The organism is Enterobacter hormaechei subsp. hoffmannii (assembly GCF_001729745.1).
In the GTDB taxonomy this organism is placed as follows: Bacteria; Pseudomonadota; Gammaproteobacteria; order Enterobacterales; family Enterobacteriaceae; genus Enterobacter; species Enterobacter intestinihominis.
Genome location: NZ_CP017186.1, coordinates 763,603 through 776,733, shown reverse-complemented (window position 1 = coordinate 776,733; position 13,131 = coordinate 763,603). Strand labels below are relative to the sequence as shown.

General features: G+C 52.7%; 8 protein-coding genes. 3 read left to right on the top strand and 5 right to left on the bottom strand.

The annotated features are described in order from the left end of the window. Positions 1–9 precede the first annotated feature (9 nt). Positions 10–801, top strand: coding sequence for a DUF2950 family protein (locus BFV65_RS03610; protein ID WP_069596240.1), 792 nt, complete (start codon positions 10–12; stop codon positions 799–801). Positions 802–917: 116 nt separating this feature from the next. Here the strand turns inward: BFV65_RS03610 and BFV65_RS03605 are convergent, their stop codons facing one another. The 5 genes from BFV65_RS03605 to pdhR form a co-directional block, all read right to left on the bottom strand. Then, complete coding sequence (locus tag BFV65_RS03605; RefSeq protein WP_236724042.1) at positions 918–2,318, bottom strand: hypothetical protein; 1,401 nt, start codon at positions 2,316–2,318, stop codon at positions 918–920. Between the two features lie 277 nt (positions 2,319–2,595). Further along, positions 2,596–4,020, bottom strand: a complete 1,425-nt coding sequence (gene lpdA, locus BFV65_RS03600) for a dihydrolipoyl dehydrogenase (protein WP_003856313.1) — start codon at positions 4,018–4,020, stop codon at positions 2,596–2,598. A 175-nt stretch (positions 4,021–4,195) separates the two neighbouring features. After that, complete coding sequence (gene aceF, locus BFV65_RS03595; RefSeq protein ID WP_022647065.1) at positions 4,196–6,091, bottom strand: pyruvate dehydrogenase complex dihydrolipoyllysine-residue acetyltransferase; 1,896 nt, start codon at positions 6,089–6,091, stop codon at positions 4,196–4,198. Between the two features lie 14 nt (positions 6,092–6,105). Further along, positions 6,106–8,769, bottom strand: a complete 2,664-nt coding sequence (gene aceE, locus BFV65_RS03590; RefSeq protein ID WP_022647064.1) for a pyruvate dehydrogenase (acetyl-transferring), homodimeric type — start codon at positions 8,767–8,769, stop codon at positions 6,106–6,108. 123 nt (positions 8,770–8,892) lie between these two features. Further along, the gene (pdhR, locus tag BFV65_RS03585; protein ID WP_006173806.1) at positions 8,893–9,657 is read right to left on the bottom strand and encodes a pyruvate dehydrogenase complex transcriptional repressor PdhR; all 765 of its coding nucleotides are present in this window, start codon (positions 9,655–9,657) and stop codon (positions 8,893–8,895) included. Positions 9,658–10,194: 537 nt separating this feature from the next. Between pdhR and aroP the strand changes: the two genes are divergently transcribed. Then, a complete protein-coding gene (gene aroP, locus BFV65_RS03575; protein WP_023299335.1) occupies positions 10,195–11,565 on the top strand; it encodes an aromatic amino acid transporter AroP in 1,371 nt (456 codons plus the stop codon). Between the two features lie 164 nt (positions 11,566–11,729). Next, entirely contained in the window at positions 11,730–13,127 is a 1,398-nt protein-coding gene (locus tag BFV65_RS03570; RefSeq protein ID WP_022647062.1) for a glycoside-pentoside-hexuronide (GPH):cation symporter, read from the top strand. Positions 13,128–13,131: the final 4 nt, after the last annotated feature.

Here is a 13,131-nt window from a genome sequence, read left to right as displayed (position 1 = left end):
GGAGCCGACATGAAACGTCAATTACTCAGTGGAATGGTGTTGTTCATGGTCTCGGCGGCCGTCATGGCACAGCAATCGTTCAGTTCGCCAGAACAGGCGACCAGTGCGCTGGCAAGCGCCATCAGTGAGCAAAACGAAAGTGCGATGAACAATTTGCTCGGTGAAAACTGGCGCGATTTCCTGCCGCCCGAAGGCGTTGATCCTGATGCGGTCGATCGCTTCCTGCGCGACTGGAACGTTCATCATAAAACCGTCATCAGTGGCAACGTGGCGCACCTGGTGGTGGGCGATAACGGCTGGCAGCTACCGATCCCGGTGGTCAAAACGGCATCTGGCTGGCAGTTTGATATGCAGGAAGCCGCAGAAGAGATCCTGACCCGCGAAATCGGGCGCAACGAACTCGCAGCCATCGAAGCGCTTCACGCCTATGTTGATGCCCAGCAGAGCTATTTTGCGATGAACCAAAAGTACGCGCAGAAGATAGTCAGTTCTGAAGGTAAAAAGGATGGACTGTACTGGCCCGTCGCTCCCGGTGAAACGCCCAGCCCACTGGGTCCGGCGTTCAGTCCTCCACAGTCGGGGGCGGGTTACCATGGTTACCGATTCCGCGTCCTGCCGGATGAGAAAGGATTTGCAATGATCGCCTGGCCGGTCAGTTACGGCCAGTCAGGAGTGATGAGTTTTATGATCAATCAGGATGACAAGGTGTACCAGAGCAATCTCGGCGGTGAGTCAGCCAGGAAAGCCCAGGCATTGACCATGTACAGACCCGATATATCCTGGCAACCCGTTGCGCCTTGATAGCATGATTGCACTTCGCCTGCAGTGGCGAAAAAGTGAGGAAAACACCTCCAAAGAGGCGTTTACAGAGCTGAAGAGGCTTATTTCGTCTATGCTTTCAGGCAAGTGCAGGTGAATTATTTAACAAAGCTATAGGTAACATTCCCCTGCAAATCTGCTGGCATCTTTGTGATATCTGTTCTGGCCTCTTCGCCCCATTCAAAGAGACGATCATCGTTGCGCAGGGCGCAAAAACGATAGCCGCAGGCATAGATAGCACGAATATCATAAAGCTCGTTTGCAACGGGCGTGGTGTCACCACCCTCCCCAGGATGTCCCCAAGCCACTACGGAACCATCACGGCGAAGCGCGGCAAAAGCCCCCCACCCAGCGGACAGAGAAACCACATCGGACAAATCCTCAGGCATCTTTTTTGCAAAATCTGCAGCAGATCCCCAGCAGTACACTTTGCCTTCAGAAGTTAAAAAAGCATAACTGCCATTAGCTGCCCCCTGGGCATCTATAATATTCGTCAGACTGGCAATCTCCTCCGGAAGCTCGACCAGAGAATAATCCTGTCCCCAAAACACGACGCTGCCGTTCTGTCTCAAGGCAATAAAAGTCGAACTGGTACAATGTACGGAAACAATATCCGTCAGACTGGCGATGTTATCCGGAATGACAGCACCATACTGGGTACTTCCCCATGAAAAAATACTGCCTGAAGCTCTGAGTGCGACAAATGCACCAAAGTTGCTATAAAGGGTGATCACATCATTCACTTCTTTCAGATGAACCGGCAGCTCACCACCATAGGCTGCATCCCCCCAAGTAATAACATGGCCATTTTGGGTAATTCCCGCAAAGGCATATTCTGTAGTCTGGATGGCAATGAAGTCTTTACGCTCGGCAATGTCTGCTGGAAAATCATTATGTGAAGTACCATCTGCCCACTGCACCACTTGGTTATTAGCCCGCAATGCCAGATAGGTATAATTACCCTGATCGGTAAAATATTGGGCCACTTTAATATCTACAATATCATTCAACGCCGCCACGTTTCCCGGTAAAGGGTTATCATCATCGACGGACCAGGTAAATACCTGACCATTGGCATTAACCGCTGCAGACGTATCCCAGCCACCGAAAACGGCTCTGACGTTATGATTTCGATCGCTTGTTGGTGATGTACCACCATTTTTGGGCATTCCCCACGCTTCAACAGTACCGTCATTTTTAATGGCCGCTAATGCGGACCCAGAACCACCAAAATTACTGATATTAATGACGTCCCCCAGTCGATAAACATCGGAATTTGCCAGCAAGCGTATATCCGGACGAGTGTCAGTAAAAACGGGGCCGGTAAAGCGAGATGAGGTCTCATCTTCATACCACCAGTCAACGCTCACCGGTTGCAGCGTTTCTTTATCCAGGGCAACGAGTTTATGCGTCGCACTTGCCCAGCTACTTCCTGATTGCGTTCTGGCCCCCATTACTTTTAAATCACGAATATCAGATGTTAATTCATTACTATTCATAATAATACCCTTTCTGGAGTAAAGTATTTACCCGAACAGTAATACACTCTTTATAATTTAAGTCAAATTAACTAAACCACCATCAGAAAAAAATAAAAATACTGGAAATATATAATCGCTTTTAAAAAAGAATTGGAATAATTTAAACTATAAATACACTTGCTGAATGGCATATAAATAATTGATTGATTGTCTTATTAACATTAATAGTTAGCAATTTGGAATTACTGCCAAAAAAAACGCCTCCTTCGGAGGCGTTTCGCAATCAAGAAGAAACTTATTTCTTCTTCGCTTTCGCGTTTGGCAGGTCGGTAATGCTACCTTCAAACACTTCTGCCGCCAGGCCCACGGACTCATGCAGAGTTGGGTGTGCGTGGATGGTCAGCGCGATGTCTTCTGCGTCGCAGCCCATTTCGATAGCCAGACCGATTTCACCCAGCAGCTCGCCGCCGTTGGTACCGACAATCGCACCACCGATGACGCGGTGAGTCTCTTTGTCGAAGATCAGTTTGGTCATACCGTCTGCGCAGTCGGACGCGATAGCACGGCCAGAAGCAGCCCACGGGAAGGTGGCAGTTTCGTAGCTGATGCCTTTCTCTTTCGCTTCTTTCTCAGTCAGACCAACCCATGCAACTTCTGGCTCGGTATACGCGATAGATGGGATCACTTTCGGATCGAAGTAATGCTTCATGCCGGCGATAACTTCAGCGGCAACATGACCTTCGTGAACACCTTTGTGCGCCAGCATTGGCTGACCGACGATATCGCCGATAGCAAAGATGTGCGGCACGTTGGTACGCAGCTGTTTGTCAACGCGGATGAAGCCACGGTCGTCCACTTCCACGCCAGCTTTGCCCGCGTCGAGATTTTTACCGTTCGGCACACGGCCGATAGCCACCAGCACGGCGTCGTAACGCTGTGGTTCGGATGGGGCTTTTTTGCCTTCCATGGAAACGTAAATACCGTCTTCTTTCGCTTCAACGGCAGTCACTTTGGTTTCCAGCATCAGGTTGAATTTCTTGCTGATGCGTTTGGTGAAGACTTTAACGATATCTTTGTCGGCTGCCGGGATAACCTGGTCGAACATTTCAACCACGTCGATCTCTGAACCCAGCGCATGGTACACAGTACCCATTTCCAGACCGATGATACCGCCGCCCATAACCAGCAGACGCTTAGGAACGGTTTTCAGCTCCAGCGCATCGGTGGAATCCCACACGCGTGGATCTTCATGTGGAATGAATGGCAGTTCGATTGGGCGAGAGCCTGCCGCGATGATCGCGTTGTCGAAGTTGATCACGGTTTTGCCGTTTTCGCCTTCCACTTCCAGGGTGTTCGCACCGGTGAATTTACCCAGACCGTTTACCACTTTCACTTTACGGCCTTTGGCCATACCCGCCAGACCGCCGGTCAGCTGAGTGATAACTTTCTCTTTCCAGGTACGAATTTTGTCGATATCGGTTTTCGGCTCGCCGAAGACGATACCGTGTTCAGCCAGCGCTTTGGCTTCTTCGATAACTTTCGCTACGTGCAGCAGCGCTTTAGAAGGGATACAGCCGACGTTCAGACAAACACCGCCGAGGGTGCTGTAACGTTCTACGATGACGGTTTCCAGACCTAAATCCGCGGCGCGAAATGCTGCGGAGTAACCTGCCGGGCCTGCCCCAAGTACTACGACCTGAGTTTTGATTTCTGTGCTCATCATGACCTCTTAATGTATACCCGTCGTCCACCGGGTCGTTCTATCCGCCCGTATTTTACAAAATTGTTAACAATTTTGAAACAACAAACGGCTCACGAATTATCGCTTTCACCAATAACCTCAAAAACCCCATGAGATTATCAGAAAAAAGCCGGCCGACTGGCCGGCTTTTCGATTACATCACCAGGCGGCGAATGTCGCTCAGGGTGTTGTTGATGATGGTGATGAAACGCGCACCATCAGCCCCGTCGATTACGCGGTGGTCGAAGGACAGAGAGATTGGCATCATCAGACGCGGCACGAACTCTTTGCCATTCCACACCGGCTCCATCGCGGACTTGGACACACCGAGGATAGCCACTTCCGGCGCGTTTACAATCGGCGCGAAGTGGGTGGTACCCAGGCCGCCGATGCTGGAGATAGTGAAGCAGCCGCCCTGCATTTCGCCGGCAGTCAGCTTACCATCACGCGCTTTTTTGGAGATGGTGGTCAGTTCACGGGACAGCTCGGTAATGCTCTTCTTGTTCACGTCTTTGAAGACCGGAACCACCAGACCATTTGGCGTATCAACCGCAACACCGATGTTGATGTATTTCTTCAGCGTCAGCTTCTGGCCGTCTTCGGACAGGGAGCTGTTGAAGCGTGGCATCTGCTCAAGGGCAGCGGCAACGGCCTTCATGATAAAGACCACTGGGGTGAACTTCACGTCCAGCTTACGCTTCTCAGCTTCGGCGTTCTGCTGTTTACGGAACGCTTCCAGATCGGTGATATCGGTCTTATCGAAGTGCGTAACGTGCGGGATCATCACCCAGTTACGGCTCAGGTTAGCACCAGAGATTTTCTGGATACGGCCCAGCTCCACTTCTTCGATTTCACCGAACTTGCTGAAGTCCACTTTCGGCCATGGCAGCATGCCCGGGATACCGCCGCCAGCGGCTGCCGCAGGTGCAGCTTCGGCGCGTTTCACCGCGTCTTTCACGTAAGCCTGAACGTCTTCGCGCAGGATACGACCTTTACGGCCGGTGCCCTTCACTTTCGCCAGGTTCACACCGAATTCGCGCGCCAGGCGACGAATCAGCGGAGTCGCGTGGACGTAAGCGTCGTTTTCAGCAAACTCAGATTTTTCTGCTTTAGCAGCAGGGGCAGCAGCAGGTTTAGCAGCCTGAGCCGGTGCAGCAGCAGGTGCCGGAGCAGCCGCGGCAGCCGGAGCGGCGGCAGGCGCTGCGCCTTCCACTTCGAAGACCATGATCAGAGAGCCGGTAGACACTTTGTCGCCGGTGCTGATTTTGATCTCTTTAACGGTACCGGCGAACGGCGCAGGCACTTCCATAGAAGCTTTGTCGCCTTCAACGGTGATCAGTGACTGTTCAGCGGCAACTTTGTCGCCCACTTTCACCATCACTTCGGTCACTTCAACTTCGTCACCGCCGATATCCGGTACGTTAACGTCTTTCGCGCCGCCAGCAGCCGCTGGTGCAGCGGCCGGAGCCGGAGCAGCAGCCTGAGCAGGCGCAGCGGCAGGTGCTGCACCCGCCACTTCGAAGACCATGATCAGCGAGCCGGTAGACACTTTGTCGCCGGTGTTGATCTTGATCTCTTTAACGGTACCGGCGAACGGTGCTGGCACTTCCATAGAGGCTTTGTCGCCTTCTACGGTGATCAGTGACTGCTCAGCCGCAACGGTGTCGCCCACTTTCACCAGGATTTCGGTAACTTCAACTTCGTCACCGCCGATGTCAGGCACATTTACTTCTTTCGCTGCCGCGGCCGCTGCTGGAGCAGCAGCAGGAGCGGCTTCTTTCTTCTCTTCCTGCGCAGGTGCAGCAGCTGCTGCACCGTCGGCGGAATCGAAAATCATGATCAGTTTGCCAGTCTCGGTTTTATCGCCAACAGAGACTTTGATCTCTTTAACGATGCCAGCCTGAGGAGACGGGACTTCCATAGAGGCTTTGTCGCCTTCTACGGTGATCAGCGACTGTTCAGCTTCAACTTTGTCGCCTACTTTGACCAGGATCTCGGTGATTTCAACTTCATCAGCCCCGATGTCCGGTACATTGATTTCGATAGCCATTATTCTTTTACCTCTTACGCCAGACGCGGGTTAACTTTATCTGCATCGATGTTGAATTTGGTGATTGCGTCCGCAACCACTTTCTTATCGATTTCGCCACGTTTAGCCAGTTCGCCCAGTGCTGCTACAACCACGTAGGAAGCATCAACTTCGAAGTGGTGACGCAGGTTTTCGCGGCTGTCAGAACGACCGAAGCCGTCAGTACCCAGTACGCGATAATCATCAGCTGGAACGTAAGTACGAACCTGCTCAGCGAACAGTTTCATATAGTCAGTAGACGCCACCGCTGGCGCGTCGTTCATCACCTGAGCGATGTACGGAACGCGTGGGGTTTCCATTGGGTGCAGCATGTTCCAGCGCTCACAATCCTGGCCATCACGCGCCAGTTCAGTGAAGGAGGTCACAGAGTACACATCGGAACCCACACCGTAGTCTTTCGCCAGGATCTGCGCTGCTTCACGAACGTGACGCAGGATAGAACCGGAGCCCAGCAGCTGAACTTTACCTTTGCTACCTTCGATGGTTTCGAGTTTGTAGATACCTTTACGGATACCTTCCTCGGCACCTGCTGGCATTGCCGGCATGTGGTAGTTTTCGTTCAGGGTGGTGATGTAGTAGTAAACGTTCTCTTGCGCTTCACCGTACATGCGCTGCAGACCGTCATGCATGATGACTGCCACTTCGTACGCGTAAGACGGGTCGTAAGAGATACAGTTAGGGATAGTCAAAGACTGAATGTGGCTGTGACCATCTTCGTGCTGTAGACCTTCACCGTTCAGGGTCGTACGACCAGAAGTACCACCGATCAGGAAGCCGCGAGCCTGCTGGTCGCCTGCCTGCCAGCACAGATCACCGATACGCTGGAACCCGAACATGGAGTAGTAGATGTAGAACGGGATCATCGGCAGGTTGTTGGTGCTGTAAGAGGTCGCAGCAGCCAGCCAGGATGCGCCTGCGCCCAGCTCGTTGATACCTTCCTGCAGGATCTGACCTTTCTCGTCTTCTTTGTAGTATGCAACCTGCTCACGGTCCTGCGGGGTGTACTGCTGGCCGTTCGGGCTGTAGATACCGATCTGACGGAACAGACCTTCCATACCGAAAGTACGCGCTTCGTCGGCGATGATTGGAACCAGACGATCTTTGATTGACTTGTTCTTCAGCATCACGTTCAGGGCACGAACGAAAGCGATAGTGGTAGAGATCTCTTTGTTCTGCTCTTCCAGCAGCTGAGAGAAGTCTTCCAGGGCTGGCAGTTCCAGCTTCTCGGTGAAGTTAGGCTGACGAGCAGGCAGGTAGCCTTTCAGTGCCTGACGACGTTCGTGCAGGTATTTATGCTCTTCAGACCCTTCCGGGAAGGTGATGTAAGACAGGTTTTCTACCTGCTCATCGGTCACTGGAACGTTGAAACGGTCGCGGATATAACGCACGCCGTCCATGTTCATTTTCTTAACCTGGTGAGCGATGTTTTTACCTTCTGCGGTATCACCCATGCCGTAACCTTTGATGGTGTGGGCCAGGATCACAGTCGCTTTACCTTTGGTTTCCTGCGCTTTTTTCAGTGCAGCGTAAACTTTCTTCGGATCGTGACCACCGCGGTTCAGCGCCCAGATCTGCTCGTCAGTCCAGTCTGCAACCAGGGCTGCGGTTTCAGGATATTTGCCGAAGAAGTGCTCACGAACGTAGGCACCGTCTTTGGATTTGAAGGTCTGGTAGTCGCCGTCAACGGTTTCGTTCATCAGCTGGATCAGTTTACCGCTGGTGTCTTTACGCAGCAGCTCATCCCAACGACCGCCCCACATGACTTTGATCACGTTCCAGCCTGCACCCGCGAAGATGCCTTCCAGTTCGTTAATGATCTTGCCGTTACCGGTTACCGGACCATCCAGACGTTGCAGGTTACAGTTGATGATGAAGCACAGGTTGTCCAGCTTCTCACGGGTCGCGATGGTGATCGCGCCTTTAGATTCTGGCTCATCCATTTCACCGTCGCCCAGGAAGGCGTAAACGGTCTGCTCAGAGGTGTCTTTCAGACCACGGTGTTCCAGGTACTTCAGGAATTTAGCCTGATAGATTGCACCAATTGGACCCAGACCCATAGATACGGTCGGGAACTGCCAGAACTCAGGCATCAGTTTAGGGTGCGGATAAGAAGACAGACCCTTACCGTGAACTTCCTGACGGAAGTTGTTCATCTGCTCTTCAGTCAGACGACCTTCCAGGAAGGCACGTGCATAGATGCCCGGAGAGATGTGGCCCTGGAAGTACACCAGATCGCCGCCGTCTTTCTCGTTGGCTGCACGGAAGAAGTGGTTGAAGCACACTTCGTAAACGGTCGCAGAGGACTGGAAGGACGCCATGTGGCCACCCAGTTCCAGATCTTTCTTGGATGCGCGCAGAACGGTCATGATAGCGTTCCAGCGGATAGCAGAACGGATACGGCGTTCCAGATCCAGATTGCCCGGGTATTCCGGTTCGTCTTCGACGGCAATCGTGTTTACGTAGTTGCTAGCCCCTGCACCTGAAGCCACTTTCACGCCGCCTTTGCGCGCTTCTGAAAGCAGCTGATCAATCAGATACTGAGCACGCTCAACACCTTCTTCACGGATGACCGATTCGATCGCCTGTAGCCAGTCGCGAGTTTCGATCGGATCCACGTCATTTTGGAGACGTTCTGACATGGGGGTATTCCTTATCTATCTAATACGTTGATTTGTCTGGAACCTGTCCCATTGTGCTCTCGGTTAAGAACACAATAAGACAGGTTCTGCGTTTAGTTGCCGCGCTCTAAAAGTACCTGGCGCTTAATCCTTTCGTTGCTGTATGCGGCGCAATGAACGCTCGCGACGCGATTGTTCACGGCTGCGGTCCAGCAAGATTTCCTCAATGAAAGCCAGATGGCGGTGCGACGCTTCACGCGCCTGCTCCGGTTCCCCGGCCATTATCGCCTCGAATACTCGGGTGCGATGGTTGCTTACCAGCGGGAGCATCTCCCGACGGGCATACAACAATTCAAAATTCTGACGAACGTTCTGGGCCAGCATGGGCTCCATGCAGCGTAGCAGATGGAGGAGCACCACGTTGTGCGCTGCTTCGGTGACGGCAATTTGATACTGGACAACGGCGCTGGATTCGGCGTCTAAGTCGCCGGACTGCTGTGCCCGTTCAATGGCCTGATGCAGCTCGCGAATACGTACGCGGTCTTCATCAGTGCTGCGAAGGGCGGCGTAATAGGCCGCGATACCTTCCAGCGCGTGACGGGTCTCAAGCAGATCAAACTGGGATTCTGGGTGGTCAGAGAGAAGTTCTACCAGCGGGTCGCTGAAGCTCTGCCACAGGCTGTTTTGCACAAAGGTTCCGCCACCCTGACGACGGAGCAACAGGCCCTTTGCTTCGAGACGTTGAATCGCCTCACGCAGAGAGGGGCGTGAAACGTCGAACTGTTTTGCCAGCTCGCGTTCTGGCGGGAGTTTCTCGCCCGGGCGCAGTGTCCCTTCGAGAATCAAAAACTCCAGCTGCTGCTCAATCACATCGGAAAGTTTTGGTTGGCGAATTTTGCTGTAGGCCATATTCCCTGTCTTACGCCTTTTTGCCCGGAGTCAATTGGTCTTACCAATTTCATGTTCGTATCGCTAAAGTAACAAAGTATTCACCTTCTGTCCATATTGGTTTTGATTGAAATCAGGAAACCCGGCACATTTTAACAACCTTACAGAACTAACGTTTCAGGAATGTAACTTTGCACAAATGAAATGGTTACTCCCAAAGGGGCAGTTTTAACCATATTTAAACGAGGGCTTTTGCAATCTGAAGCGATTCAACAAGGCAAAATATGAAAATTCGTCCACTTATGACGCATTTCTATTCTATAGGTTGGGGTATGAGGGGTTAACGTACCGATTTACAATTGGTTTCTTTTTATTCAAGTCGTCATCATCCCTTCATAAAGCAGGTGCATTCGCTGGCACTTACCACTATTCTGGCGCTAACGGAAGCCATCTCCGCTTTTTTCGGTATCATTAACCGTAAAGAAATAAATACAGAATATGGACTTTCATAATTACACACGCACAGCGTGAACATAACAACCACACACGAGGTTTCAAATGGAAGCTCAACAGCATGGCGATCAGCTAAAGCGCGGCCTTAAAAACCGCCATATTCAGCTCATCGCCCTGGGCGGTGCTATTGGTACTGGCCTGTTTCTGGGCAGTGCGTCCGTTATCCAGTCGGCCGGTCCGGGCATCATTCTGGGTTACGCGATTGCAGGTTTCATTGCGTTTTTGATTATGCGCCAGTTAGGGGAAATGGTCGTTGAGGAGCCGGTTGCAGGCTCTTTTAGCCACTTTGCCTACAAATACTGGGGCAGCTTTGCGGGCTTCGCCTCCGGATGGAACTACTGGGTTCTTTACGTGCTGGTTGCTATGGCGGAACTCACCGCCGTCGGTAAATACATTCAATTCTGGTACCCGGAGATCCCCACCTGGGCGTCTGCGGCAGTCTTCTTCGTGCTGATCAACGCCATTAACCTGACCAACGTGAAAGTGTTTGGGGAAATGGAGTTCTGGTTCGCCATTATCAAAGTAATTGCCGTTGTAGCGATGATCATTTTTGGCGGCTGGTTGCTCTTCAGCGGCAACGGTGGCCCGCAGGCAACCGTACGCAACCTCTGGGAACAGGGCGGGTTCCTGCCGCACGGCATGACCGGCCTGGTAATGATGATGGCGATCATTATGTTCTCCTTCGGCGGTCTGGAGCTGGTGGGCATCACCGCCGCGGAAGCCGACAACCCGGAGCAGAGCATCCCGAAAGCCACAAATCAGGTTATCTACCGTATTCTGATCTTCTACGTGGGCTCCCTGGCGGTCCTGCTCTCCCTGCTGCCATGGACACGCGTCACGGCGGATACCAGCCCGTTTGTGCTGATCTTCCACGAGCTGGGCGACACCTTCGTGGCGAACGCGCTTAACGTCGTAGTGCTGACCGCCGCGCTCTCTGTTTATAACAGCTGCGTTTACTGCAACAGCCGTATGCTGTTCGGCCTGGCGCAACAGGGCAACGCACCGAAAGCGCTGCTTACCGTTGATAAACGTGGCGTACCGGTTAACACCATTATCGTGTCGGCGGTCGTGACGGCGCTTTGCGTTCTGATTAACTACCTGGCACCGGAATCGGCCTTCGGCCTGCTGATGGCGTTGGTGGTTTCCGCGCTGGTGATCAACTGGGCGATGATTAGCCTCGCGCACATCAAGTTCCGCCGCGCCAAGCAGCAGCAGGGCGTAACCACGCGCTTCCCTGCCCTGCTCTATCCGCTGGGGAACTGGGTTTGCCTGCTGTTCATGGCGGCCGTGCTGGTCATCATGCTCATCACGCCAGGCATGGCGATTTCCGTCTACCTCATCCCGGTGTGGATTGCGATCCTCGGCGTGGGCTATATGGTGAAACAGAAAAACGCCAAAACGGTGAAAGCGCACTAAGTGTTTTCTCGCTGTACCCGCGGTTGCGGGTACAGCGTCTTGTTACCTTCCTCACAAATTCACGCCAACAGCAAAATCCTCCATATCACCGCCCTTATATTGCAACGCATATATCCGTTTGCCAGCGAATAATTCTCTCCATACCGAAACCCGGAGATCTGTCGATGGATAACAACAAACTGTCAGTAAAAGAAAAGATCGGCTATGGCATGGGTGACGCCGGATGCAACATTATCTTTGGCGCCATCATGTTATTTGTTAACTATTTTTATACGGATATTTTTGGTCTGGCGCCTGCGCTGGTTGGGGTACTGCTGCTGTCCGTTCGCGTGATTGACGCCGTAACGGACCCAATCATGGGCGCGATTGCCGACCGTACCCGCAGCAAATATGGCCGATTTCGTCCATGGCTACTGTGGATTGCCTTCCCCTATGCGCTGTTCAGCATCCTGATGTTCACCACCCCAGAGTGGAGCTATAACAGCAAAGTTATCTATGCATTTGTCACCTACTTCCTGCTGTCGCTGACCTATACCGCCATCAACATTCCGTACTGCTCGCTCGGTGGCGTGATCACCAACGACCCGAAAGAGCGCGTTGCCTGCCAGTCCTATCGTTTTGTTATGGTCGGTATCGCCACGCTGCTGCTGTCGCTTACGCTCCTGCCAATGGCCGACTGGTTCGGTGGGGATAACAAAGCCAAAGGCTACCAGATGGCGATGACCGTGCTGGCGCTGATTGGTACCTGCATGTTCCTGTTCTGCTTCGCCACGGTGCGCGAGCGCGTTCGCCCGGCGGTACAAACCCATGACGAACTGAAAAACGACCTGAAGGATGTGTGGAAGAATGACCAGTGGGTGCGCATTCTGCTTCTGACGCTCTGCAACGTCTGCCCGGGCTTTATCCGCATGGCGGCCACCATGTATTACGTCACCTGGGTAATGGGGCAAAGCACCCATTTCGCCACGCTGTTTATCAGCCTGGGCGTTGTCGGCATGATGTTCGGTAGTATGCTGGCGAAAGTGCTGACCGACCGCTGGTGCAAGCTGAAGGTCTTCTTCTGGACCAACATCGCGCTGGCGATTTTCTCCTGCGCCTTCTACTTCTTCGACCCGAAAGCGACGACAACCATTGTTGTGCTTTACGTCCTGCTGAATATCCTGCACCAGATCCCATCCCCTCTGCACTGGTCACTGATGGCCGACGTGGACGACTACGGTGAATGGAAAACCGGGAAACGTATCACCGGGATCAGCTTCTCCGGCAACATCTTCTTCCTGAAGCTGGGTCTGGCGATTGCCGGGGCGATGGTTGGCTTCCTGCTCTCCTGGTACGGTTATGACGCGGGCGCAAAAGCGCAGAGCGCGGATGCCATCAACGGCATTGTGCTGCTCTTTACCGTCATCCCTGGCATTGGATATTTAATTACCGCGGGCGTTGTACGTCTGCTGAAAGTGGACCGTGAGACCATGAAGCAAATCCAGTCCGATCTGGAGAAGCGTCGCACCAACTATCGTGAACTGAGCGACTATCAGGAATTTAAAGCCGCTGAGACTAAATAAGGAA

Bases quoted from the DNA above. Each gene is read 5' to 3' on its own strand.
- BFV65_RS03610 (WP_069596240.1), top strand. From the start codon at position 10: ATGAAACGTCAATTACTCAGTGGAATGGTGTTGTTCATGGTCTCGGCG.
- BFV65_RS03605 (WP_236724042.1), bottom strand. From the start codon at position 2,318: ATGAATAGTAATGAATTAACATCTGATATTCGTGATTTAAAAGTAATG.
- lpdA (WP_003856313.1), bottom strand. From the start codon at position 4,020: ATGAGCACAGAAATCAAAACTCAGGTCGTAGTACTTGGGGCAGGCCCG.
- aceF (WP_022647065.1), bottom strand. From the start codon at position 6,091: ATGGCTATCGAAATCAATGTACCGGACATCGGGGCTGATGAAGTTGAA.
- aceE (WP_022647064.1), bottom strand. From the start codon at position 8,769: ATGTCAGAACGTCTCCAAAATGACGTGGATCCGATCGAAACTCGCGAC.
- pdhR (WP_006173806.1), bottom strand. From the start codon at position 9,657: ATGGCCTACAGCAAAATTCGCCAACCAAAACTTTCCGATGTGATTGAG.
- aroP (WP_023299335.1), top strand. From the start codon at position 10,195: ATGGAAGCTCAACAGCATGGCGATCAGCTAAAGCGCGGCCTTAAAAAC.
- BFV65_RS03570 (WP_022647062.1), top strand. From the start codon at position 11,730: ATGGATAACAACAAACTGTCAGTAAAAGAAAAGATCGGCTATGGCATG.